Origin of the sequence: Novosphingobium sp. PP1Y, from assembly GCF_000253255.1 — a bacterium.
Lineage (GTDB): Bacteria > Pseudomonadota > Alphaproteobacteria > Sphingomonadales > Sphingomonadaceae > Novosphingobium.
Genome location: NC_015580.1, coordinates 3,538,517 through 3,560,611, shown reverse-complemented (window position 1 = coordinate 3,560,611; position 22,095 = coordinate 3,538,517). Strand labels below are relative to the sequence as shown.

The 22,095-nt window shown below is 64.9% G+C and carries 25 protein-coding genes; 14 read left to right on the top strand and 11 right to left on the bottom strand.

The genetic code is table 11. From position 1 onward, the window contains the following. Positions 1–7: 7 nt before the first annotated feature. Positions 8–250: a hypothetical protein gene (locus PP1Y_RS22785; RefSeq protein ID WP_041559117.1), complete on the bottom strand. Its 243-nt coding sequence runs from the start codon at positions 248–250 to the stop codon at positions 8–10. Between the two features lie 348 nt (positions 251–598). Between PP1Y_RS22785 and rpmH the strand changes: the two genes are divergently transcribed. The 8 genes from rpmH to PP1Y_RS22750 all read left to right on the top strand — a co-directional run bounded on the left by rpmH (position 599) and on the right by PP1Y_RS22750 (position 7,191). After that, entirely contained in the window at positions 599–733 is a 135-nt protein-coding gene (gene rpmH / locus PP1Y_RS22780; protein ID WP_007012267.1) for a 50S ribosomal protein L34, read from the top strand. A gap of 184 nt (positions 734–917) precedes the next feature. Continuing rightward, complete coding sequence (gene rnpA / locus PP1Y_RS22775; protein WP_041559116.1) at positions 918–1,352, top strand: ribonuclease P protein component; 435 nt, start codon at positions 918–920, stop codon at positions 1,350–1,352. Next, a complete protein-coding gene (gene yidD, locus PP1Y_RS25555; RefSeq protein WP_083835240.1) occupies positions 1,349–1,594 on the top strand; it encodes a membrane protein insertion efficiency factor YidD in 246 nt (81 codons plus the stop codon). Before rnpA ends, yidD begins: the two co-directional genes overlap by 4 nt. Positions 1,595–1,659: 65 nt before the next feature. After that, on the top strand, positions 1,660–3,420 hold the full coding sequence (gene yidC, locus PP1Y_RS22770; RefSeq protein WP_013834287.1) for a membrane protein insertase YidC: 1,761 nt from the start codon (positions 1,660–1,662) through the stop codon (positions 3,418–3,420). A gap of 13 nt (positions 3,421–3,433) precedes the next feature. Then, complete coding sequence (gene yihA, locus PP1Y_RS22765; protein ID WP_007012263.1) at positions 3,434–4,075, top strand: ribosome biogenesis GTP-binding protein YihA/YsxC; 642 nt, start codon at positions 3,434–3,436, stop codon at positions 4,073–4,075. Positions 4,076–4,279: 204 nt separating this feature from the next. Then, entirely contained in the window at positions 4,280–5,404 is a 1,125-nt protein-coding gene (locus PP1Y_RS22760) for a DUF47 family protein (protein ID WP_083835268.1), read from the top strand. Between the two features lie 18 nt (positions 5,405–5,422). After that, positions 5,423–6,424 carry an inorganic phosphate transporter gene (locus PP1Y_RS22755; protein ID WP_007012260.1) on the top strand — a complete coding sequence of 334 codons (1,002 nt, stop codon included), beginning with the start codon at positions 5,423–5,425 and terminating at the stop codon, positions 6,422–6,424. 104 nt (positions 6,425–6,528) lie between these two features. Next, a complete protein-coding gene (locus PP1Y_RS22750) occupies positions 6,529–7,191 on the top strand; it encodes a glutathione S-transferase family protein (RefSeq protein ID WP_007012259.1) in 663 nt (220 codons plus the stop codon). A gap of 28 nt (positions 7,192–7,219) precedes the next feature. On the opposite strand, the gene PP1Y_RS22745 is transcribed toward PP1Y_RS22750, so the two are convergent. Then, positions 7,220–7,663: a cupin domain-containing protein gene (locus tag PP1Y_RS22745; protein ID WP_013834285.1), complete on the bottom strand. Its 444-nt coding sequence runs from the start codon at positions 7,661–7,663 to the stop codon at positions 7,220–7,222. A 56-nt stretch (positions 7,664–7,719) separates the two neighbouring features. Between PP1Y_RS22745 and dapE the strand changes: the two genes are divergently transcribed. Continuing rightward, positions 7,720–8,865, top strand: coding sequence for a succinyl-diaminopimelate desuccinylase (gene dapE, locus PP1Y_RS22740; protein ID WP_013834284.1), 1,146 nt, complete (start codon positions 7,720–7,722; stop codon positions 8,863–8,865). A 112-nt stretch (positions 8,866–8,977) separates the two neighbouring features. After that, positions 8,978–10,216 carry a dicarboxylate/amino acid:cation symporter gene (locus tag PP1Y_RS22735; protein ID WP_013834283.1) on the top strand — a complete coding sequence of 413 codons (1,239 nt, stop codon included), beginning with the start codon at positions 8,978–8,980 and terminating at the stop codon, positions 10,214–10,216. 33 nt (positions 10,217–10,249) lie between these two features. Here the strand turns inward: PP1Y_RS22735 and PP1Y_RS22730 are convergent, their stop codons facing one another. The 3 genes from PP1Y_RS22730 to dapB are packed head-to-tail and all read right to left on the bottom strand — an operon-like array spanning position 10,250 to position 12,060. Further along, positions 10,250–10,648, bottom strand: a complete 399-nt coding sequence (locus PP1Y_RS22730) for a hypothetical protein (RefSeq protein ID WP_013834282.1) — start codon at positions 10,646–10,648, stop codon at positions 10,250–10,252. A 12-nt stretch (positions 10,649–10,660) separates the two neighbouring features. After that, the gene (gene nth / locus PP1Y_RS22725; RefSeq protein ID WP_041559115.1) at positions 10,661–11,320 is read right to left on the bottom strand and encodes an endonuclease III; all 660 of its coding nucleotides are present in this window, start codon (positions 11,318–11,320) and stop codon (positions 10,661–10,663) included. A gap of 11 nt (positions 11,321–11,331) precedes the next feature. Beyond that, the gene (gene dapB / locus PP1Y_RS22720) at positions 11,332–12,060 is read right to left on the bottom strand and encodes a 4-hydroxy-tetrahydrodipicolinate reductase (protein WP_041559114.1); all 729 of its coding nucleotides are present in this window, start codon (positions 12,058–12,060) and stop codon (positions 11,332–11,334) included. A 125-nt stretch (positions 12,061–12,185) separates the two neighbouring features. Between dapB and PP1Y_RS22715 the strand changes: the two genes are divergently transcribed. After that, positions 12,186–12,890 carry an NAD-dependent deacylase gene (locus PP1Y_RS22715; protein ID WP_013834279.1) on the top strand — a complete coding sequence of 235 codons (705 nt, stop codon included), beginning with the start codon at positions 12,186–12,188 and terminating at the stop codon, positions 12,888–12,890. A gap of 21 nt (positions 12,891–12,911) precedes the next feature. On the opposite strand, the gene PP1Y_RS22710 is transcribed toward PP1Y_RS22715, so the two are convergent. From PP1Y_RS22710 to mutM, 6 genes are all read right to left on the bottom strand, one after another. Continuing rightward, positions 12,912–13,685, bottom strand: coding sequence for a HesA/MoeB/ThiF family protein (locus tag PP1Y_RS22710; RefSeq protein WP_013834278.1), 774 nt, complete (start codon positions 13,683–13,685; stop codon positions 12,912–12,914). Next, a complete protein-coding gene (locus tag PP1Y_RS22705) occupies positions 13,682–14,113 on the bottom strand; it encodes a DUF983 domain-containing protein (protein ID WP_013834277.1) in 432 nt (143 codons plus the stop codon). The genes PP1Y_RS22710 and PP1Y_RS22705 overlap by 4 nt, the downstream gene beginning before the upstream one ends. A 73-nt stretch (positions 14,114–14,186) precedes the next feature. Beyond that, entirely contained in the window at positions 14,187–15,056 is an 870-nt protein-coding gene (locus tag PP1Y_RS22700; RefSeq protein WP_013834276.1) for a GGDEF domain-containing protein, read from the bottom strand. Between the two features lie 264 nt (positions 15,057–15,320). Further along, complete coding sequence (dnaA, locus tag PP1Y_RS22695; protein ID WP_013834275.1) at positions 15,321–16,754, bottom strand: chromosomal replication initiator protein DnaA; 1,434 nt, start codon at positions 16,752–16,754, stop codon at positions 15,321–15,323. A gap of 543 nt (positions 16,755–17,297) precedes the next feature. Next, positions 17,298–17,558, bottom strand: a complete 261-nt coding sequence (rpsT, locus tag PP1Y_RS22690; RefSeq protein ID WP_007012246.1) for a 30S ribosomal protein S20 — start codon at positions 17,556–17,558, stop codon at positions 17,298–17,300. A gap of 237 nt (positions 17,559–17,795) precedes the next feature. After that, positions 17,796–18,608, bottom strand: coding sequence for a bifunctional DNA-formamidopyrimidine glycosylase/DNA-(apurinic or apyrimidinic site) lyase (gene mutM, locus PP1Y_RS22685; RefSeq protein ID WP_013834274.1), 813 nt, complete (start codon positions 18,606–18,608; stop codon positions 17,796–17,798). 101 nt (positions 18,609–18,709) lie between these two features. Here mutM and PP1Y_RS22680 point away from each other — a divergent pair, with 101 nt between their 5' ends. The 3 genes from PP1Y_RS22680 to ubiB all read left to right on the top strand — a co-directional run bounded on the left by PP1Y_RS22680 (position 18,710) and on the right by ubiB (position 22,043). After that, complete coding sequence (locus PP1Y_RS22680; RefSeq protein ID WP_013834273.1) at positions 18,710–19,654, top strand: DMT family transporter; 945 nt, start codon at positions 18,710–18,712, stop codon at positions 19,652–19,654. A 10-nt stretch (positions 19,655–19,664) separates the two neighbouring features. Continuing rightward, positions 19,665–20,396, top strand: a complete 732-nt coding sequence (locus PP1Y_RS22675; RefSeq protein WP_013834272.1) for a class I SAM-dependent methyltransferase — start codon at positions 19,665–19,667, stop codon at positions 20,394–20,396. Between the two features lie 69 nt (positions 20,397–20,465). Continuing rightward, complete coding sequence (ubiB, locus tag PP1Y_RS22670) at positions 20,466–22,043, top strand: 2-polyprenylphenol 6-hydroxylase (RefSeq protein WP_013834271.1); 1,578 nt, start codon at positions 20,466–20,468, stop codon at positions 22,041–22,043. Positions 22,044–22,095: the final 52 nt, after the last annotated feature.

Below are 22,095 nucleotides of genomic sequence, written 5' to 3'. Positions count from 1 at the left end.
TCGGCGATTAGTCAAACAGCGATTGCAGGAACCCCTTGCGCTTGGCCGGGGTGAGCGAGCCGGACGCTTTCAGCAGGTAGTTTGCCAGCACGGCGGCCTGGCTCTTGGTCAGGAAAATCCGTGTGTGATCAGGTTCTTCGCCAGCTTTCCAGCTCGTCTTCTCAAACGTCTGGAGGTCGACGACGATGTTGGTGCCCAGGTCCTGAGAAGACCAGCCCACCAATACGCCAATGTCTTCTTTCTGTTGCATCGGTACTGTTTCACCCACAGTTCAGGGGTCGCGGGAAGCGAGAGCAAGATACTTTTTCAATTCTTGTCCCCCCGGACCGAATGGAGCAGCTGGTCGCCGTGCCGACTAACCGTTAGTTAATAACTTATCATGCTTGGGCCAGTATTGTCATGCAAAGCCGGGACTGCCATGTGCGCCGGGTATATCGGGCAGGTACGGGCGACGAATTCGATACCTCTGCCGCCGCCTTTGCCTTGACTCTGTTCCGGGCCTCCAGTAACGGCGCGCTTCTGTTTAGCGGTCGTCTGCATGGGCGATCGGATTTTGTTCGGGCCTCCCGGGGCCGTTTGTTGAATTTCGAGGACTGACATGAAGCGCACTTTCCAGCCCAGCCGCCTTGTCCGCGCCCGCCGTCACGGCTTCCGCGCCCGCATGGCGACCGTTGGCGGCCGCAAGGTGCTTCGCGCTCGCCGCGCCCGCGGCCGCAAGAAGCTCTCGGCCTGACCTGATCCAGCCTCACGGCTGGACTCGCACCGGCCCGCGCCTCCATCCGGCTTCCCGCTAGACGGGGAACCGGGCGGGGGCGCGGGCCGATGCCGTTTGGAGCTGGCGCCGTTTGGAACCGGAAGGGATTCGCGAATCGCCTGACGCGGTTCCGCAGCGCCCCGGATTGCGATAGACCCCTGTCATGAGCGCCGCCTACACCACGATGTCCCGCCGAGCGGACTTCCTGGCCGCCAATCGCGGTATCAGGGTGGCGCGGCCGGGTTTCGTGCTGCTGGCCAATGCCAATGGCGGCAAGGGGCAGCGCGCGGGCATCACCGTTACCAAGAAAATCGGCAACGCGGTGGTGCGCAACCGCATGAAGCGCCGCTTTCGTGCGCTGCTGCGCGAGCTGCTGCCTGAGCATGGCCTTGCCGATACCGACCATGTCCTGATCGGGCGCGATAACGGTGTGGAGCGCGAATTCGCGCGCTTGCGCGAGGAACTCGTAGCCGCTCTCGGCCGTGCGCGCGAGGGCAAGGGCGATCCGCCTCGCGGTGCGAGGGGGCGCAAGGGTGGCGGCAAAGGTCGAGGTGGCAACAGGAGCGCCGCGAGGCCGGGGGGCGCAGGGACGACATGAAGAGGGCGCTGGCCTTTATCGCAGCGGTTCCAGGCTTCATTCTCATTGCCGTGGCCCGGGCCTGGCAGTGGGGGCCTTCGCGGATCATGCCGCCAACCTGCCGCTACTCGCCGTCCTGTTCGCAATATGCGATCGAGGCGGTGAAAAAACATGGTGCGATTAAGGGTGGCTGGCTCGCGTTCAAGCGTCTATTGCGCTGCCAACCGTGGGGTGGGCACGGCTATGACCCCGTCCCGGACTGAACGATGCAATACAGGCGGCGCGTCTCGCGTCGCCACTGGCGGGAACTCGACAGGAAAACGTCTTCGTGGAAAATCAGCGTAATATCATCCTCGCGGTCCTCCTGACCGCGCTTGTCCTCTTCGGGTGGGAAGCCGGAGTCGGCTATTTCTACCCGCAGGCCAAGACGCCGACGAAGGTCGAGCAGGCTGGCGGCGCCGAACAGGCATCCAGCCCGTCCAGCTCGATCAAGCCGACTCGCGAGGGTGGTCTGCGTGACGCGGCCGACGTCGCGCTCGAAAAGCAGGACCTGAAGTCGGCACTGGCCGAAGGCGGTCGCCTGCCGATCGAGGCACCGGGTCTTTCGGGCTCGATCAACCTTACCGGCGCAATCGTCGACGACCTTGTCATCAATCGCCACCGTGAGACGGTGAAGAAGGATTCGGGCCCGGTCCGCATCTTCTCGCCCGCCGGCACTCCCGCGCAGCAGTTCGCCCAGTTCGGCTGGGTCGGCAGCGGCGTCGCCACGCCCAATGCCAAGACCGTGTGGACCGCGCAGAAGGGCGCAAGGCTTACACCGTCCAGCCCGGTCACGCTGAGCTGGAACGACGGCAGCGGCCAGACCTATTCGATCCGCTTCGCGATCGACAAGAATTACATGATCACGGCCGAGCAGACGGTCGACAACAAGGGCTCGGCGCCGATCACGGTCCAGCCCTTCGGCCTCGTCAACCGCACCGACCAGACCGCCAGCCTCGACACCTGGAACGTCCACTCCGGTCCTATCGGCGCTTTCGACGGCTCGGTCAGCTTCTCGACCAATTACAGCGACGTGTCCGGCAAGGGCACGGTCAAGGAAGCCGGCAACACCGACTGGATCGGCTTTACCGACGTCTACTGGATGTCGACCCTCGCTCCGGTCGGCTCGAAAGCCGAAGGCACGTTCCGTTCGCTCGGCAACAACCTGTTCCGCGCCGACCTGATCTACGACCAGAGCATCGTGCAGCCCGGCCAGCGCCTTTCGCGCACGACCAAGCTCTTTGCGGGCGCCAAGGAGCACAACGTGCTCGACGCCTATGAAAAGCAGGGCATCACCAACTTCGGCCTTGCCATCGACTGGGGCTGGTTCCGCTGGTTCGAAAAGCCGATCTTCTGGCTGCTGGTGAAGCTGTTCAGCCTCGTCGGCAATTTCGGTGTCGCCATCATCCTGCTCACGCTGATCGTGCGCGGCATCATGTTCCCCATCGCCCAGCGCCAGTTCGCCTCGATGGCCGCGATGCGCGCGATCCAGCCGAAGATGAAGGCGCTGCAAGAGCGCTACAAGGACGACAAGCAGAAGCAGCAGCAGGAAGTGATGAAGCTGTACAAGGAGGAAGGCGTGAACCCGCTGGCGGGCTGCCTCCCCATGTTCCTTCAGATCCCGGTGTTCTTCGCGCTCTACAAGACCCTGATCCTGGCCATCGAGATGCGCCACCAGCCTTTCGTGCTGTGGATCAAGGATCTTTCCGCGCCTGACCCGCTGCACATCCTCAACCTGTTCGGCCTGCTGCCGTTCGACCCGCCCGGCTTCCTGGCCATCGGCGTGCTCGCACTTCTGCTGGGCATCACCATGTTCCTGCAGTTCAAGCTGAACCCGGCGCAGATGGACCCGACCCAGCAGCAGATCTTCATGATCATGCCGTGGTTCATGATGTTCATCATGGCACCCTTCGCCTCGGGCCTTCTGGTCTACTGGATCACCTCCAACCTTCTGACCATCGCGCAGCAGAAGTTCCTCTACAGTCGTCATCCGCAGCTCAAGGCCCAGGCCGAGAAGGACGCGGGCGACAAGAAGCGCGTAAAGGCCTGATCGGACTGACCCCGTGAGCGAGGAATTCGAAGAACTGACCGAGCGCGCGCGCAAGCTCTTTGCAGGACCGGTGACGTTCCTGAAGAGTGCGCCCGCGCTCAAGTTCCTGCCTGACCCGGACGTGCCGGAGATCGCCTTCTGCGGCCGCTCCAATGTCGGCAAGTCCTCGCTGCTCAACGCGCTGACGGGGCGCAAGGCGATCGCGCGCACCTCGGTGACGCCGGGGCGCACGCAGGAGCTGAACTTCTTCGAGGTCGGCGAGCCGCTGCTGTTCCGCCTCGTCGACATGCCGGGCTACGGCTTCGCCAAGGCTCCCCCGGCCGTGGTCGAGAAGTGGCGGCGCCTCGTGCGCGACTTCCTGCGCGGCAGGGTGGTGCTCAAGCGCACGTTGCTGCTCGTCGATGCGCGCCACGGCGTGAAGGCCGTCGACGCCGAGATGATGAAGATGCTCGACGAGGCTGCCGTCGGTTACCGAATCGTCCTGACCAAGGCCGACAAGATCAAGGCGACAGAGCTGGAAAAGGTCCATGCCGAGACCGTGGCCGAGGCGCGCAAGCATCCCGCCGCTTTCCCGGAAGTGCATATCACGTCTTCCGAAAAGGGCATGGGCATCGCCGAATTGCGCGCGGCAGTTCTGGCCGACTCAGAGATCTGAATCGGGTCCTCGCGAGGACTACGTTACTGACATTCATCGAATTATCGGGTTCGGCGGTCTATCATGTGCGATAGTCCCGCCAGCCCGGCGCGCCGTGCCGCAGGGCGACTCCGGGGAAATCCCGGAATATGACGATTGCGTGACACTCAAGAGTCCCCTAGTGGGCCCGCCAGTGCGTGTTGAGGAAGGAGGATAGTCTTGCCGCTGCGCCAGATTGCCGTTCTGCCTTATCGCACACAGGGACCCGCGGTGGATGCACCGATCGAGATCCTGTTGATCACCTCGCGCGAGACGCGTCGCTGGGTGATGCCCAAGGGCAACCTCATGAAGAACCTCCAGCCGCATGCCGCCGCTGCCCTCGAGGCAGAAGAAGAGGCCGGCGTGCTCGGCGCGGTCTGCCCGACGCCGCTGGGGTCCTATCGCTATCGCAAGCGCCGCAATTCGGGCGCCTCGGTCTGGGCCGACGTCGACGTTTTTCCTTTCGCGGTGACGGAAGAGCTTCCGACCTGGGACGAGCAGCACCAGCGCGATCGCCGCTGGTTTTCGCTGACAGACGCCGCCAATGCCGTGGACGAGGAAGACCTCGCCGCACTCATCCGCAGTTTCGGCGCCCGGGAGTTTCGCGCCGCTACCCAAGGTAGCCGGCTGTTCGAAACGGTTGCCGACAAGACAGGGGTCAATGCCATGTTTGCCTGGTTCCAGAAGCTGCTTCCGCAGCAGGGGAACTTCTTCGAGCTGTTCGAGCAGCAGGCCGCCACGCTGGTCGCCGGTGCCGACGCTCTTGCGCGCCTTGCCCAGGGCGGCGCGGGCCGCAACCAGCACATCCGCGAGATCGAGGAGCGCGAGCACGACGCCGACGAGATCACCCGCGAAGTGCTCCATGCGGTGCGCCGTACCTTCCTGACCCCGTTCGACCGTTCCTCGATCACCAGCCTGATCACGACGATGGACGATGCCATCGACGAGATGCAGCAGGTGGCCGGCGCCTGCGATCTTTACGACATTACCGACTTCGAGCCGGAAATGCGCGACATGGCTGCGATCATCGTCGATTCGGCGCGTCTCACCGCCGAGGCCATGCCGCTGCTGCGCAAGGTTGCCGATAACGGCCATCGCCTTCACGAGCTGACCGAGCGCCTCGTGCGCATGGAAGGCCATGCCGACGAGATCCACGCCGCTGGCATGAAGCGCCTGTTCAAGCAGAGCACCGGCAAGGACCCGCTGCACTTCATCGTCCGCCAGGAGATGTTCAAGCGCCTCGAGCGCGTGGTCGACCGTTTCGAGGACCTCGCCAACGAGATCGACGGTCTCGTCATCGATCACGCCTGACGCCGATTTCCTGCCCTCATGGATCATAGTCTCGCCCTGCCATTGCTGATCGGCCTCGTCGCGCTTGCGCTGGCCTTCGACTTTCTCAACGGGCTGCACGATGCCGCCAACGCGATCGCCACGGTGGTGGCGACGCGCCTGCTTTCGCCGGTCGTGGCCGTCCTGTTCGCCGCGCTGGGCAATTTCGCGGCCTACTTCTTCGTCGGCCTCCATGTCGCCGAGACAGTGGGCAAGGGCATCATCGACAAGGATGCAGTGACGCCTGCCGTCGTCTTCGGGGCGCTTGTCGGGGCGATGTTCTGGAACGTGGTGACCTGGCTCAAGGGTATCCCTTCCAGCTCCAGCCACGCGCTGATCGGTGGCCTGCTGGGTGCCGGTATCGCAGCGGCGGGGCCCGGCGTCGTCGAAAGCTCGGGCACGACCAAGACGATCGTTGCCATCTTCCTGTCGCCCATCATCGGTTTTGCCATCGCCATGGCGCTGATGCTGGTGACCAGCTGGCTGTTCAGGGGATCTTCCCCGCGCGGATCGAACAGCGTGTTCAAGGGGCTGCACCTGTTGTCCTCGGCGGCCTATTCGATCAGCCATGGCGGCAACGACGCCCAGAAGACCATGGGCATCATCGCCGTATTGCTCTACTCGACAGGCCACCTCTCGGGCGATTTCCACGTTCCCGAATGGGTCGTGCTCTCGTGCTACACCGCGATTGCGCTGGGCACGCTCTCGGGCGGCTGGAAGATCATCAAGACGATGGGCTCCAAGCTGACCAAGCTCAACCATCACTCGGGCTTCTGCGCCTCGTCGGCAGGCTCGATCGTCGTCTTCGGCGCCAGCGCGCTGGGCATTCCGGTCTCGACCACCCATGCCATCACCGGATCGGTCGTCGGTACCGGCGCGGCCCGTCGTGCCAGCGCGGTACGCTGGAGCGTGGCGAGCCGGGTGATCGTGGCGTGGTTCATCACAATCCCCGCCAGCGCGATCGTCGGCGCCCTGTTCTACTGGCTGACGCTGCTGTTCTGATCGCGCCGTTGAAGCGCCGGAAGGGGCGCTGCGCCCCGCTTCACCCTCGACACGGCACGCCTTAACTTCTAGGTCCGGCCTTCAAGCGAGAGGGACCGCCGCCTGTGAAGCTGATCATCGGCAACAAGAACTATTCGAGCTGGTCGCTGCGCGGCTGGTTGGCCTGCAAGCAATCCGGCCTGCATTTCGAGGAGCTGACGGTCCCGATCTACGGCGACGACTGGGACCAGCGCAAGATCGAGGGCGAACTCGCGCCTTCGCACGGCAAGGTGCCGATCCTGTGGGATGGCGAGGCGGTCGTGTGGGACAGCCTGGCGATCGTCGACTACCTGGCAGACAAGGTGGGCCGTGACCGTTTCTGGCCCAAGCCGGACGATGCCCGCGCGATGGCCCGCTCGATGGTCGCCGAAATGCATTCCAGCTATCTGCCGCTGCGGCGCTCGCTGCCGATGAACGTGCGTGCGCGGGTGGAAGGCGCGCAGGTGGATGACGAGGTGCGCGGCGACATCGTGCGTATCCTGACGCTCTGGGCCGAGGCGCGGGCGCGCTTCGGCGGCGGGGGGCCGTTCCTGTTCGGCACGTTCAGCGCCGCCGACGTCTTCTATGCCCCTGTCGTCAGCCGCTTCCTGACTTACGGCGTCGGCGTACCCGGCTTCGCCCAGGCCTACATGCAGGCAGTCTGGGAACACGAATGGATGCAGCAGTGGGTCAGCGCCGCCGAATCCGAGGACTGGGTGATCGAGCAGTTCGAGGTCCCCGCGACCTGATCGGCCCCGGGAGCGGACCTGCGCGCGCTCAGTAAGGCGTCCCGTCCTTGCGGACGTAGCCTGTCTCGTTCCACATCATGTCGATGTCCGGATAGGAGCCGCATGTGTCCTTGCCCGCGCCGATGGCGACGAAGACGCAGTCTTCCCCGCTCTCGTTGACGAGGTGGTGCCCGTTCTCGACGCCCTTGGGCCAGGCGCAGATGTCGCCCGCGCGCAGTACGGTGCGTCCCTCGTTCTCGATCAGCACGGCCTCGCCGCTCAGCATGACGAGCAGTTCGTCCTCGCCTTCGTGCCAGTGGCGCTGGCTGGACCACGCGCCGGGCTTCAGGACGACATGGCTTGCGCCCATCTCGGTCAGCCCGCCCGCAGGCGCAAGGCGCTTCCACCAGCGGCCTTCTACGGCCTTGTCGAAAGGGTCGGGGTAGCCGGTGGCGTTGGACTGCGGAATCGCATCGAGATCGATTTTCGGCATGGCTTCCTCTTTACCCCCTATGGTCAAGGCCGCAGGCATATGCGATGGGCCGCGATATGTCCCAGACCGCGCCTTCCACTGCAAGCGTTGCCGAGCTTGCCGAAGCCCTGATTGCCTGCCCCAGCGTCACCCCTGCCGCGGGGATGGTGTTCGACTGTCTCGAAGGCCAGCTCAAGCCGCTCGGCTTCGAAGTCGTGCGCTTCGTCGCGGGGGAGGCGCCGGACGGTCCGGTCGAGAACCTCTTCGCGATCCGCAAGGGGCCGGAAGGTTCGCGTCACTTCGCCTTCGCCGGGCATCTCGATGTCGTTCCGCCGGGCGAGGGCTGGACGAGCGCGCCCTTCATGCCCGAGCGACGCGGCGAGCTGCTCTATGGCCGCGGGGCCGTCGACATGAAGGGCTCGATTGCGGCGATGGTCGCGGCCGTGGGTGAAATTCCGCAGGATGCGGGCACGATCAGCTTTGTCATTACTGGCGACGAGGAAGGCCCGGCGCGTTTCGGCACCGTTGCGTTGATCGAGCTGATGCGCGAGCGTGGCGACATTCCCGACTTGTGCCTTGTCGGCGAGCCGACGTCCGTCAATCGTCTCGGCGACATGATGAAGATCGGTCGCCGCGGCTCGGTGAATATCTTCCTCGAGGTCGAAGGGACGCAGGGCCACGTCGCCTATCCGCACCTCGCCCATAACCCGATCACGCCGCTCGTCGCGATGCTGGCCGAACTCAACGCGCTGCTGCTTGACGAGGGGACCGACTGGTTCCAGGCCTCGAACCTCGAAGTGACCGACATCACCGTCGGCAATCCCGCGCACAACGTGATTCCCGCCAAGGCGATGGCGCGCATCTCGATCCGCTTCAACGACCTGCATACGGGCGCGGAGCTGGGCGCGCGCGTGACGGAGATTGCCGAGAAGCACGGCGGCACCGCCCGCCCGGTGATCTCTGGCGAGGCATTCCTGACCGAGCCGGGCGCGTTCTCCGACCTCCTTGCCGACGCGATCCGCGCAGAGACCGGCGTCGAACCGGAACTGTCGACCAGCGGCGGGACGTCCGACGCGCGCTTCCTCAAGAACATTTCGCCGGTCATCGAATTCGGCCTGTGCAACGCGACGATGCACAAGCGCGACGAGGCCGTGGCACTGGAAGATCTCGAGGTTCTGGCCCGGATCTATCGAAGGACGGTACAAAACGCCCTGAAGGCTTGAATTATCGCCCTGCGCTTGCGAGCCTTGGGCGATGATCTTGATCGCGTCGCCCCTTCGCGGTGACGGCCAGTGGCCTGCGGGTTTCCTCCCGCAGTGCCGGAAGGGGTAATCGATGCTGCGTTTCTGGTTTGCCGTGCCCCTCTGGCAGCGCGTGGTCGCTGCACTGGTCCTGGGCGTGATCACCGGGCTGCTGTGGGGGCCCGAAGCCGAATCGATCAAGTGGATCGGCGACTTCTTCATCAAGTCGATCAAGATGCTGGTCGTGCCGTTGATCTTCGTCTCGATCGTCGGCGGCGTCGCTTCAATCGGCGACTTGCGCAAGCTGGGCGCGGTCGGCTGGCGGGCGATGGTGCTGTTCGTGGTGACCGGCCAGATCGCCGTCTGGCTTGGCCTTGCCCTCGGCACGATCTTCGCGCCGGGTATCGGCGTCGATACGAGCGCGATCGCAGCAGGCGCGACGCCCGAGCCCGTGGCAGCCAGCGCGGTCGACATGATCCTCTCGATGGTGCCGGAAAGCCCGGTCAAGGTGATGGCCGATGCGCAGGTCCTGCCGCTCATCGTCTTCGCCCTGCTGATCGGCATCGGCATCGTCATGGCCAAGGAGGAAGGCCAGCCGCTCGTCCGCGTCTTCGATAGCGGCTCGATCGTCATGCAGAAGGTGACGATGATCGTCATGGAGTTGACCCCGTTCGGCGTCTTCTCGCTGATGGCGTGGGTCGCAGGGACGCTGGGGCAGGATGCCCTCGTCGCGCTGGCCAAGCTCGTCGCGCTCAATTACCTGGGCTGCCTGCTGATCATCGGCGTCATGTACACCGCGATCATCAAGTTCCTGGCCCGTCTGCCGGTACGCCACTTCTTCCGCGGCATCATCGACGCCATGGCAGTCGCCTATTCGACAGCCTCTTCCAATGCGACCCTGCCGGTGACGCTGCGCTGCGCAGAACGCAACCTGGGCGTGAGCCGTCCGACCGCCAGCTTCGTCGTCTCGCTGGGGGCGACGATCAACATGGACGGCACGGCGATGTACCTGGGTCTGGCCACCCTGTTCGGCGCCCAGATCTTCGGCATTCATCTCGGCTTTTCGGACTACATCGTGATCTCCGTGCTTGCGACGCTCGGCTCGGTCGGCGCGGCCGGCATTCCGGGGGCCGGACTGATCATGATGGCATTGGTGTTCGGGGCCGTCGGCGTCCCGCTGGAGACCATCGCCTTCGTCGCCGGGGTGGACCGGATCATGGACATGATGCGCACCGCCACCAACGTCACCGGCGATTCGGCGGTGACGACGGCGGTTGCGGTCATGACGAACGAGATCGACCTGACCGAAATGATCAGCGCCGACGACGTCTAGGCGGCTACCTGGCGCCGCGTCTGCCGGACCGGCTTACTTGTCGAGCAGCTTGACCGGTACGAAGTCGCCCAGCCCGCAGGCCCCTTCGCGCTGGTACTGGCCGCCGTACTGGCGGATGGGATAGATGATGTCGTTGCTGCACAGCTGCGTCAGCGAAGTTTCGAAGCTGAAGCTGTCCGCGGATTTCAGGCCAGGGCACTTGTGGGGCAGCGTGACGCGCCAGACCTTGCTTCCGGCGCCGCCGATGAAATCGATGGTCCAGTCGTCGCGGATGCGGGTGGTCGAATAACTGGTGAGCGGCAGGCAACTCACGGCCTTGCCGATCACTTCTGCCGCCGGTGAGGCCGGCGGTGCCTCGCCCGGCGCGGTCTTCGCGCAGGCGGTGAGCGCCAGCGGCAGCAAGGCAATGGACAATGCGATGGAACGCTTCATGGCAACCTCCTGTCAGGAAGCCTTTTTCGCGGCTCCCTTCTGCATGATCTTGGGCTTGTAGCCGCACAAGTCAACGACCGGGCAGCGCCAGCATTCGGGGCTGCGAGCCTTGCAGATGTATCGGCCGTGCAGGATCAGCCAGTGGTGCGCGCCGACGCGAAAAGGGGCCGGCACCTTTTTCTCAAGCTGCTTTTCGACCGCGAGCGGGGTCTTGCCCTTGGCGAGCCCGGTGCGGTTGCCGACGCGGAAGATATGCGTGTCGACAGCAAAGGTTTCGGCTCCGAAGGCGCAGTTCATGACGACGTTCGCGGTCTTGCGGCCAACGCCCGGCAATTCGACGAGCGCGTCACGGTCCTGCGGCACTTCGCCGTCGTAACGCTCGACCAGGATCTCGGACAGGGCGATGACGTTCTTCGCCTTGGAGTTGAACAGGCCGATCGTCTTGATGTGCTCCTTCAACCCCTCTTCCCCCAGCGCGACCATCTGCGCGGGGGTCTTCACCTCCCGGAACAGGGCGCGGGTGGCCTTGTTGACGCCGACGTCGGTCGCCTGCGCGGAGAGCACCACGGCGACGAGGAGCTGGTAGGTATTGCCGAATTCCAGCTCCGTCTCGGGCGAGGGGTTCAGCTCGGCCAGGCGCCGGAAGAACTCGAAGACGTTGTCCTTCTTCACCGGATTGCGCCCTAGAGCCCGAGGACCTCGGGCATTGTGTAGCGGCCGGGCTTGCGCTCCAGCATCCACTGCGCCGCCTTGACCGCGCCGCGCGCGAAGATGCCCCGGTTCTCGGCCATGTGCGACAGGGCGAGGCGCTCGTTCTCGGCCAGGAAATGAACCGTGTGATCGCCCGCCACGGTGCCGCCGCGCAAGGCGGCAAAGCCGATAGTGCCGGCCTCGCGCTTGCCGGTGATGCCGTCGCGGCCGCGCTCGGAATTGTCCGCCAGCGCAATGCCGCGGCCCTTGGCGGCAGCCTCGCCCAGCAGCAGGGCGGTGCCCGAGGGCGCGTCGACCTTCATGCGGTGATGGGTCTCGACGATCTCGATGTCCCAGTCTTCGCCCAGGCGGCTCGCGGCCTCGCGCACGAGATGCGCCAGCAGGGTGACGCCCAGCGAGGTATTGCCGGTCTGCAGCACCGGAATCGATTCGGCCGCCGTGTCGATCAGCCAGTGGTGGCGTTCTTCGAGCCCCGTGGTGCCGACGACGATCGGGGTGTCCGCCGCGATCGCCGCCTCGAGGTTGCCTTCGAGCGCACCGGGGCTGGAGAAGTCGATCAGGACATCGGCCTTGGCGGCCAGCGCGGCGACGTCGCCGTCCTTGTCCACTCCGCCTGCCAGTTCCTCGCCCGCCGCACCGATCGCTTCCGCGATTGCGCGTCCCATGCGACCTTCGCTGCCGATGATTCCGATACGTGCCACGTTACAATCTCCATGGGGGCGGCAAGCCGAACTTGTTTCGGCGTGGTTCGTGCCCCAGACATCGTCCTGCGCATGGCGAAAAACGGCCCCTGAAACAAGGTCGGGGTGATGCTACGGGAATTTGCATGAACCAGATCCGCAATATCGTGATCCTCACAGGTGCCGGGGTTTCGGCCGAAAGCGGCATCGACACCTTCCGCGATGCCGGCGGTTTGTGGGAGCAGCACCGGGTGGAAGACGTGGCGACGCCCGAGGCTTTCGCCCGCGACCCCGAGCTTGTCCTGCGCTTCTACGACATGCGGCGCGAGGCGATCCAGACCAAGCAGCCCAATGCCGCGCACCACGCCCTTGCCCGGCTCGATGCCGAGTGGCGGGGGGAACTGCTGATCGTCACCCAGAACGTCGACGACCTGCACGAGCGGGCCGGGGCGACGCGGGTCCTGCACATGCACGGCGAACACCTCAACGCCTGGTGTACTGCCTGCGACGAGCGCTCGCCCTGGACCGGTCCGTTGCTGGATCGCCCGGCCTGCCCCGAATGCGGGGTGGCCGCGCTGCGGCCCGACGTCGTGTGGTTCGGCGAGATGCCCTATCGTATGGAAGAGATCTTCGCGGCCCTGCGCGAGGCGGACCTGTTCGTCTCGATCGGTACATCGGGTGCGGTCTATCCTGCAGCAGGCTTCGTGCGCAATGCGCGGGAGCTGGGGGCGGCGACGCTCGAACTCAACCTGGAGCCGAGCCAGGGCAGCAGCTGGTTCGACGAGTCGCGGCACGGCCCGGCGACCGATGTGGTGCCGGCCTGGGTGGACGAGCTGCTGACCCGGAAATGAGCCCGGGGGCGACGCGCGGCGTCAGGCTGGGGTGCCGCAACCCTTGCAACCGGGGTCCTTGGCGATTCGCAGCGGGCGCATCGAGGGGGCAAGGCCGTCGATGAGCTGGAGCGTACCGAACTGCGGCTCGCCCAGCGCGGCGCGGCCGGCAAGCAGGACGCGCATGGCGTGCATGGCTGCGAAAGTGCCGACCATGCCGACCATCGCGCCCAGTACGCCGTCGGCGGCACAAGTGTCGCAATCCTCGGCATCGAAGGCATCGCCCACGAAGCAGCGGTAGCAAGGCTGGTCGGACAGGTGGCCGGCGAAGTTCGCGACCTGGCCCTGAAATCGTCCCACCGCGGCGCTCGTCAGCGGCAGCTCCAGTTTGACGCAGGCATCTGACACCAGCAGGCGAGTCGCGAAGTTGTCACAACCGTCCAGTACGAGGCTCGCGCCGGCGAGGATCTGTGCGACGTTTTCAATTCCCACCCGCTGGACGATCGCACGAACCTCAAGGCCAAGATCAAAACGCCGCACCCATTCGGCCGCCGCTTCCGCCTTGGGCTTGCCGATATCAGACGGCGTGAAAATCGTCTGGCGCTGGAGGTTGCTGACGTCGACGACGTCGTCATCCACCAGGGTCAGTCGGCCTATGCCGGCTGCGGCGAGATACTGAAGGGCAGGACTGCCGATCCCGCCGCAGCCGACAAGCACCACGTGGGCTTCGGCCAGCGCCATCTGTCCCGTGCCGCCCACTTCGGGCAGCACGATGTGACGGGCGAACCGCTCAAGCCGATCCGGTGTAAGCGTCATACCTGGTCCGAACCTGCCTCTGTGCCCTCATTTTCGGGCAGTCTTTCCTTGCTGAAGCCGTGAAGTCCGTACCACCACTGCGCGGCGATGACCGCGCCTTTCGAGGGTTGAAGCAAGCCCAGCATCATCACCAGTGCGAGCGGCACCAGGATCGCGAACATGCCGGCGGGGCCCAGGTCGAAGTCCTTGGACAAGGCGATGATCAGCGGCGCCATCAGGTGGCCGGTGACGATGATGGCGATGTAGGCAGGGAAATCGTCGGCGCGTTGCGGGCTCCAGTCGACTCCGCAATGCGGACAGGCGTCGAGCGGCTTGAGCCACTTGCGAAACAGCGGCGCTTCCCCGCAGCGGGGGCACCTGCTGCGAATTCCGCGCAGGGCGGCCTGCCAGAAAGTGGCAGGTAGCGAAGGGGTGAGACCGGGAGCCATGCGGCCCGCTTAGAGCAGGAGCGAGGCCGGGGAAAGGAAGAAGGCGCGGGGGCTGGGCAGGCCTGCAGGGCGATCAGTTCTCCTCGACCTGTTCCTCCTCGGCGATCTGCAGGCGATTGCGCCCGCGCGCCTTGGCGACATAGAGCGCCGCATCCGCCCGTTGTGTCGCATCGCCCAGTTCTGGGAAGCTGCGCAGCGGCGCCAGCCCGCAGGAGAAGGTGACCGGCCAGCTGTCGTGCCCCAGCTCGCTGTCGAGCGCAACCGAGGCGCGCAGCCGCTCAAGCACCAGGCGGGCCTCGTCGAGCTGGGTGTCGGGGAACAGGACCGCGAATTCCTCGCCGCCCCAGCGCGCCGCGATGTCGGTACGGCGCAAGCCACCCTCAAGGCGCTTGGCCAACGCGCGCAGCAGCGAGTCGCCGGCGTCGTGGCCGAACTGGTCGTTGATCAGCTTGAAATGGTCGATGTCGATGATAGCGAGCACGGCATTGGTCTTGCCCTGCAGGATGCCTTCGGCCGCATCGAGGAAGCCCCGGCGATTGCGGATCCCGGTCAGGGCATCGCGTTCGGCGGCGGTGATCAGTTGTTCGATCCTGGTCGCGGATTCGTTGGCGGCAGTGGCCACGCCGTGGAGCAGGCGGCCGACGAGATCGGCGCCGCCGTCGGGAATATGCGAGATGCGCTCACCGTTCTGGATCGCCTCCAGCATCCCGGTTGCGCGCGTGATCGGGGAGAGCAGGCCGTGGATCGCCGCGATCCCGAGGCCGGTGCCGGCCAATGTCGCCAGGAGCAGGGTGATGAGGGTGGCGGGGTGCCATTCACCGGTGACGACCTGGAGGCTGACGCAGGCAATCAGGGGAACGTGTACCGCGCCGAAGCAGATCAGGAGAATCCGCCATTCGTAGTTGCGCGGGAACAAGAATGTCGTGGCTCGGTAGAAGCGCATGGGGGGGTGCCTTCTCGTTGCAATTCGGGCTTTATACTCGAAAGGTAACGGGAAGTGCTTTGCCAATAGTTAATCGAATTTCAGAAACGTCTGAAAAACAGGGATTAACTTCTTGTAAGGTGGCTTTGCGTTTTCACGGATTGGCGCAATGCGACCGTCAACTACCCAAATGCAAGGAGCACGAAAGGCTCGAACCTTTCGCGCTCCTCATGGGATATCCCTGTTGGGAACCCTGTGCATTTCTCGGGACAGGCCCGGGAAAACTCAGCTTTCCAGCTGGCGCAGCAGCGAACGGACGTCGCCGTCCATGTCGGCATCGCGGGTGCGCAGTTCCTCGATCAGGCGCACGGCGTGGATGACCGTGGAGTGATCGCGGCCACCGAACTTGCGGCCGATCTCCGGGTAGGAGCGCGGCGTCAGCACCTTGGCGAGATACATGGCAACCTGACGCGGGCGGACCACGGCACGCGCGCGGCGCTTCGAGCTCATCTCGGTCCGGTCGATCCGGTAGAACTGGCAGACCGTGCGCTGGATCTCGTCGATGGTGATCCGGCGGCGATTGGCCGAGAGGATGTCGGTCAGCTGTTCCTCGGCCAGCTGCAGCGAGACGGCCTGACCGGTAAGCTGGGCATAGGCGATCAGCTTGTTGAGGCCGCCGACGAGTTCACGCACGTTGCGGTTGATCGTCCTTGCAAGGAACTCGATGACGTCGGCCGGCACGTCGATCGAGGCGAAACGCTGAAGGCGATTCTCGAGGATCGAACGACGCAGTTCGATGTCGGCCGGCTGGATGTCGGCGACAAGACCCATCGACAGGCGCGACAGCAGGCGCGGCTCGACGCCGTCGAGTGCCTGGGGCGCACGATCAGCTGCGAAGACGAGGCGCTTGCCCTCCTGAAGCAGGGCATCGATTGTGTAGAGCAGCTCTTCCTGTGCCGATGCCTTGCCGATGATGAACTGGATGTCGTCCACCAGCAGAAGGTCGAAGCCGCGCAGGCGCGCCTTGAACTCGATCATCTGGTTCTGGCGCAGCGCCTGGACGAATTCGACCATGAAGCGCTCTGCCGAGCAGTAGAAGATCCGCGCATGCGGGTGGTTCGCAAGGTACGCATGCCCGATTGCGTGGAGCAGGTGCGTCTTGCCCTGGCCAGTCGCCGCCTTGAGATAAAGCGGCGAGAACTGCGGCTTTTCGCCGGCTGCCATGCGCTGTGCCGCATTGCAGGCGAGCACGTTTGCAGTGCCGGTCACGAAAGTCGAGAAAGTCTGCGAGGCATCGATGCCGGCCGGGCCCTGGCCCAGCGATGCGAAGGCATCGCCGTTCAACGCCGCCGAGATGGCATCGCTTGCACCCACGACCGAATCGTTCGCCGGCGCGTGGCTGGGACGACCGCCATGGCCGAGGCGCAGCTCGGGCAGCTGGCGGCGGCCCGGGTGAACGAGAATGCGCACGTGGCGCACGTCGGGACGGGCGATCTTCCATGCCAGCGAGAGGCGATCGGCGAATCGGTCATTCACCCAATTCGCCGAGAACTCGGTCGGCAGGTACAGATCGAGCGTACCCGTTTCCTTGCAATAATTGCCGGGCTGGATCGGCTTGATCCACTGGCTGTGAGCCTGGTGTCCCAGGTCCTTGCGCAGGCCCTGGCTGATGTCTGCCCAGTCCGCCGCCAAATTCACGGCTTCCTGATCCTCTTCCATCACCACTTTTCCTGCCTTCGATTTCTTCACTGTCTGATTAGCGCCCTGACCCGCCGAATTACCTGTCACTTGGTCGAACTCCCCTTGCCCGCAACCAACCCCCGATATTCGGGCCGGAAACGGAACTGGTCTCACACGATTGCAAGGCAAAACGACCCCGTCACCGCAAACGCGTGTTTGCGGCAATTGTCTTACATGCTTTCGATATTCCCCGGCCAGTTCCGCAACGGCCGAGGACCTTCATAAGGAGGCCTTGGCCCGACAGGCAAGACGGTCGCTCCAAATAAATAAAATTATCTCGGCTTGACTCACGGAAGACTGCCGGAAAAGCGTCATGAAGAATTTTAATTCTGCAATTTCAGTATCTTAACAAGATGCCTATGACGAATCGCAGCTATTCCGCGCACTTGCAGATTCTTCCGCATTGCAGCAGCGCAAACAAGAACGGAGCCGGAGATTATCTCTCCGGCTCCGTTCTTGTTTCGTGCCTGCTTCACCCTGCGTTTGGAGTCGCGACTCCAGTCTCAGGCGATTCGCAGCGACTCAGAGAGCGGCGACGCGCTTGCTGAGGCGCGACATCTTGCGCGCAGCGGTATTCTTGTGGAGCACGCCACGGGCGACGCCGCGGGCCAGCTCGGGCTGGGCGGCCTTCAGGGCTTCCGCAGCTGCAGTCTTGTCACCACCGGCGATGGCGCTTTCGACCTTCTTGACGAAGGTACGGATGCGGCTGACGCGGTTGATGTTGATCTCGGCGCGGCGCTCATTGCGACGGATGCGCTTGCGGGCTTGCGGCGTGTTGGCCATGAACTTTCCTCTGTCTGGCCGCCGGGCGGCCCAATTGCCTGTCGAATCTGCTGCTGGCGAGCGGACTCGCCGGAAAGCGCGCCCCTTAGCGGCAGGCGGTGCTTGCGTCAAGCCGCAGGCATGGCTGCAAACCGCCCGATTCTGCAGCTTTGGCCCAATATCGGCCCTTCCGGCGAACATGGCCATGCCTGATGTGCGCGGACTCGACGCAGACTCGCAATGGCATGCGGCCCCGCTCTACTTCTGGCAGCGCCTGCACCAGAAGGTGCTGCGCCCGCCTTGCACAAAGCGCAGGACCGGCGCGCCGCAGGTGCAGGCTAGCCCCTCGCGGCCGTAGACTTGCCAGGACGTGGCGAAGTAACCCAGTTCGCCGGTCGGCTGCGCATAGTCGCGAATGGTCGACCCGCCGGCCGCGATCGATTCGGTCAGCACTTCGCGGATCGCCGGGACGAGGCGGGCGAGGGCGGCCAGGGAAACCCGGCCCGCTGCCTTGTCAGGGCGGATGCCGGACCGGAACAGCGCCTCACATACATAGATGTTGCCCAGACCGGCCACGATCGACTGGTCGAGCAGGAGCTGCTTGATCGGCGCGGTCCGGTCCTTGAAGGCAGCGCGAAGGTGCGCGGCCGTGAGCGCGTCTCCCAGCGGTTCCGGACCCATGTCGGCGAACGGGCCCCATGTTTCCAGCCCATCCGTGGCGACAAGGTCGACCGAGCCGAAACGCCGGGCGTCGTTGAGTGCAAGGACATGGCCGGAGCCCGTTTCGATCACGAGGTGGTCGTGCTTTTCCGGCCGCTCCGGCTCGATCCGCCAGCGCCCCGACATGCCGAGATGGAAGACCATGGTCTGGCCGCGGTCGCTATGGATCAACCCGTATTTCGCCCGGCGCCCCATCGCGGTCACCGTCGCGCCGGTCATTACCTGCACGAGATCGGGCGGGAAGGGGCGGCGCAAGTCGGGGCGGTTGACCGCAATGCGGGCAATCCTCTCGCCCTCGAGAAAGCGGGCAAGGCCGCGCACGGTCGTTTCGACTTCGGGTAGCTCTGGCATCACCATGCAGATAGGCGCGCGATGCGCTCCTGTCATCGCTTCGTGATCGTTTGGCCGGGGCGCGCTCGCCAATCCGGCATGTCCCGGCTAAGGCCGCGGGCATGGGCAACGACCGGTCGCACCTTCGCGCATTCCTGATGCTGGGCATCGTCATGCTTTGCTGGGCAGGCAATTCGATCATCGGGCGCGCGGTGCGCGACGATATCCCGCCGCTCACGCTGGCCTTCGGGCGCTGGACTATCGCGGTGCTGATCCTGCTGCCCATCGCCTGGCGCCAGCTGCTGCTGGAGCGTGAGGCGGTACGGGCGGGCTGGCGCTGGATCGTCGCGCTGGGCGTGCTGGGCATCGTGTGCTTCAATTCGCTGGTCTATTCCGGGCTTCATTACACGACGGCGGCCAATGCCCTGCTGTTGCAGGCCTCGGTCCCGGCTGTGGTACTTCTGCTGGACCGAATCATCTTCAAGTCCCGGCCCGAGAAGATGCAGGCGATTGGCGTTATCGTATCGACCCTGGGGGTGGCGGCGATCGTCTTTCGCGGTGAGCTTTCCGCGGTCCTTAACCTGGAGATCGGCGGGAAGGGCGATGCGCTGATCCTGTGCGCGGTCACCGCCTGGTCGCTCTACACCGTACTCTTGCGCAAGAAGCCGCCGGTCAGTGCGCCGGTCTTCCTGCTGCTGACCTTTACGCTGGGCTCGGTAGTGCTTGCGCCCCTGGCCGCCATGGAATGGCTGCAGGGGCAGCAGGTGAACTGGGGCCTGCCGGTGCTGGGTGCCTTTGCCTATGTCGGCGTGTTTCCCTCGATTATCGCTTACTTCATCTACAATGCCGCGACCGCCACGATCGGACCGGCGCGCGCCGGGCAGGGCATCACGCTCATGCCCTTGTTCGGGGCCCTGCTTTCGGCGCTGCTCCTGGGCGAGCGGCTTCATGGTTACCACTTCGCCGGTATCGTCCTGATTCTCGCCGGGATCATTCTCTCGGCCCTCGCGTTGCGCAGCGGGGCAACGGGCAAAACTCCGGTGGCGCCCGGGCCGGCACGACGCTAGAGGACGGCGCATGAACGATAAGGTTTCCTTCGGCTACGAAGAAGTCGCCCCCGAGGACAAGGAGGGCCGCGTCGGTGCGGTCTTCTCCAGCGTCGCGCGCAAGTACGACGTCATGAACGATGCCATGTCCGCCGGCATGCACCGTTTGTGGAAGGACAAGTTCGTGCGCCGCGTGAAGCCGCAGGCGGGCGAGCAGATCCTCGACATGGCGGGCGGGACCGGTGACATTGCCTTTCGCATGGAGCCTTCGGGCGCGGCGATCACGGTTTCCGACATCAACCAGGACATGCTCGACGTCGGCATCGAGCGCGCCATGGAGCGCGGCATCGACAGTCTCGTCTGGTCACGCCAGAACGCCGAGGAACTGTCGTTCCCCGACCGCTTCTTCGATGCCTACACGATTGCCTTCGGCATCCGGAACGTCACGCATATCGACAAGGCACTGGCCGAGGCGCACCGGGTGCTCAAGTTCGGCGGGCGTTTCTTCTGCCTCGAATTCTCGACGACCGAATGGCCGGGCTTCAAGGAAGTGTACGACGCCTATTCGCATCATCTCGTCCCCCGGATCGGGCAGGCGATTGCCGGCGACGCGGATTCCTATCGCTACCTGATCGAATCGATCCGGCGCTTCCCGCCGATGCCCGAATTCGAGGCGATGATCCGAGGTGCGGGTTTCCGGCACACCAAGGTCGAGCCGATCATGGGCGGTCTCGTCGCGATTCACTCGGGCTGGAAGGTGTAAGCCAGCCATGGTTGCGATGAGCAAAGCCACGGTGCGGGCCGATGGCACGCGGCAGTCGGATGCCGCCGCGTGACCAGCAAGGTGACCCATATCGCCCGCCTGCTCAAATGGGGGCGGGTGCTGGCGCGCCACGGTGCGCTGCGCGGGATCGAGAAGGACCGCAATGCCCCGGCGCCGGTCAAGCGCCTGTGCCGCATCGCCCGTTTCGGTACGCGCCAGCCCAGGGAACCGGACTATGCCGGTGCCTTTCAGGAAATCGGCCCCGCGGCTATCAAGCTCGGCCAGGCGCTGGCAACGCGGCCCGATCTTGTCGGTGAAGGTCCTGCGCGCAATCTGCTTACCTTGCAGGACAGCCTGCCGCCCGTCGCCTTCGCGCTGATCCGCGAACGCGTAGAGGAAAGCTTCGGCAGGCCCATCGAGGCCCTGTTCTCCTCATTCGATGAAGAACCCATCGGTGCGGCTTCGATTGCCCAGGTGCATCGCGCCGTGACCACAGACGGCCGCCACGTCGCGGTCAAGGTGCTGCGCCCGCGTATCCGCGAGAAGTTCGCCCAGGACGTAGGCACCTACGAATGGGCCGCGGCGCACCTCGAGGCGCTGGGCGGCGAGGCGATGCGCCTGCGTCCGCGCGCGGTGATCGACAACCTCAAGCGCTGGACCCTGCGCGAGCTGGATTTGCGGCGCGAGGCGGCTTCGGCTTCGGAACTGGCCGAGGCGATGAAGGGTATCGAGGGCTACGCGATTCCCGATATCGACTGGGACCGCACCAACGGTTCGGTGCTGACGGTCGAATGGGTCGACGGCGTCAAGATGAGCGACCTCGAAGCGCTGCGCGCCGCCGGGCACGACTTGCCCAGGCTTGCCCGCAAGCTGGTGCTGACTTTCCTGACCCAGGCGATCTCCAGCGGTTTCTTCCATGCCGACATGCACCAGGGGAACCTGTTCGTGCGCGATGACGGCACCATCGTCGCCATCGACTTCGGGATCATGGGCCGGATCAACCGGCAGGCGCGCCTGTGGCTGGCGGAAATCCTCTACGGCCTGACCACCGGCAATTATCGCCGCGTCGCCGAGATCCACTTCGAAGCCCAGTACGTGCCGAGCTATCACACGGTAGAGGAGTTCGCGACGGCGCTGCGCGCGGTGGGCGAGCCGATGCGCGGCAAGCCGGTGTCAGAGCTTTCGGTCGGGCAGATGCTCGACGGGCTCTTCGCCATCACCCGCGACTTCGACATGCAGGTCCAGCCGCACCTGCTGCTGTTGCAGAAGACGATGGTCATGGTCGAAGGTCTCGCGACCGCGCTCGATCCGCAGATCAACATGTGGGACGTCTCCGGGCCTTTCGTGAAGGACTGGCTGCGCGACGAACTGGGCCCGGAAGCCAAGATCGCCGACCGCCTGCGCGAAGACCTCGGTACACTCGCGCGTCTGCCCGACCTGGTCCGCCGGATCGAGGAGAAGTTCCCGCCCAAGGGCGGCGCGCCCGAACAGGCGCCCCTGCCCGAAGTGGACCTGATCTGGGCCGGGAGATCGGCGCGTGAGGCTTCGGGCAAACCTGATGTTAACCATTGGGGTGGCTATGTTGTGGCAGCGCTTGCTGGGGGCATTGCTGCATGGGCCGTCACGTACTGGAGCATTCTGGGCTAGACCCGAGAGCCGGGGGGCTTGCGCCCGCCGCGCCTCGTGCTCCTGCTGCGCC

Excerpts from the sequence above, each read along its gene's own strand:
- PP1Y_RS22785 (WP_041559117.1), bottom strand. The coding sequence starts at position 250 with ATGCAACAGAAAGAAGACATTGGCGTATTGGTGGGCTGGTCTTCTCAG.
- rpmH (WP_007012267.1), top strand. The coding sequence starts at position 599 with ATGAAGCGCACTTTCCAGCCCAGCCGCCTTGTCCGCGCCCGCCGTCAC.
- rnpA (WP_041559116.1), top strand. The coding sequence starts at position 918 with ATGAGCGCCGCCTACACCACGATGTCCCGCCGAGCGGACTTCCTGGCC.
- yidD (WP_083835240.1), top strand. The coding sequence starts at position 1,349 with ATGAAGAGGGCGCTGGCCTTTATCGCAGCGGTTCCAGGCTTCATTCTC.
- PP1Y_RS22755 (WP_007012260.1), top strand. The coding sequence starts at position 5,423 with ATGGATCATAGTCTCGCCCTGCCATTGCTGATCGGCCTCGTCGCGCTT.
- PP1Y_RS22745 (WP_013834285.1), bottom strand. The coding sequence starts at position 7,663 with ATGCCGAAAATCGATCTCGATGCGATTCCGCAGTCCAACGCCACCGGC.
- dapE (WP_013834284.1), top strand. The coding sequence starts at position 7,720 with ATGTCCCAGACCGCGCCTTCCACTGCAAGCGTTGCCGAGCTTGCCGAA.
- PP1Y_RS22735 (WP_013834283.1), top strand. The coding sequence starts at position 8,978 with ATGCTGCGTTTCTGGTTTGCCGTGCCCCTCTGGCAGCGCGTGGTCGCT.
- PP1Y_RS22730 (WP_013834282.1), bottom strand. The coding sequence starts at position 10,648 with ATGAAGCGTTCCATCGCATTGTCCATTGCCTTGCTGCCGCTGGCGCTC.
- PP1Y_RS22715 (WP_013834279.1), top strand. The coding sequence starts at position 12,186 with ATGAACCAGATCCGCAATATCGTGATCCTCACAGGTGCCGGGGTTTCG.
- PP1Y_RS22710 (WP_013834278.1), bottom strand. The coding sequence starts at position 13,685 with ATGACGCTTACACCGGATCGGCTTGAGCGGTTCGCCCGTCACATCGTG.
- PP1Y_RS22705 (WP_013834277.1), bottom strand. The coding sequence starts at position 14,113 with ATGGCTCCCGGTCTCACCCCTTCGCTACCTGCCACTTTCTGGCAGGCC.
- PP1Y_RS22700 (WP_013834276.1), bottom strand. The coding sequence starts at position 15,056 with ATGCGCTTCTACCGAGCCACGACATTCTTGTTCCCGCGCAACTACGAA.
- dnaA (WP_013834275.1), bottom strand. The coding sequence starts at position 16,754 with ATGGAAGAGGATCAGGAAGCCGTGAATTTGGCGGCGGACTGGGCAGAC.
- rpsT (WP_007012246.1), bottom strand. The coding sequence starts at position 17,558 with ATGGCCAACACGCCGCAAGCCCGCAAGCGCATCCGTCGCAATGAGCGC.
- mutM (WP_013834274.1), bottom strand. The coding sequence starts at position 18,608 with ATGCCAGAGCTACCCGAAGTCGAAACGACCGTGCGCGGCCTTGCCCGC.
- PP1Y_RS22680 (WP_013834273.1), top strand. The coding sequence starts at position 18,710 with ATGGGCAACGACCGGTCGCACCTTCGCGCATTCCTGATGCTGGGCATC.
- PP1Y_RS22675 (WP_013834272.1), top strand. The coding sequence starts at position 19,665 with ATGAACGATAAGGTTTCCTTCGGCTACGAAGAAGTCGCCCCCGAGGAC.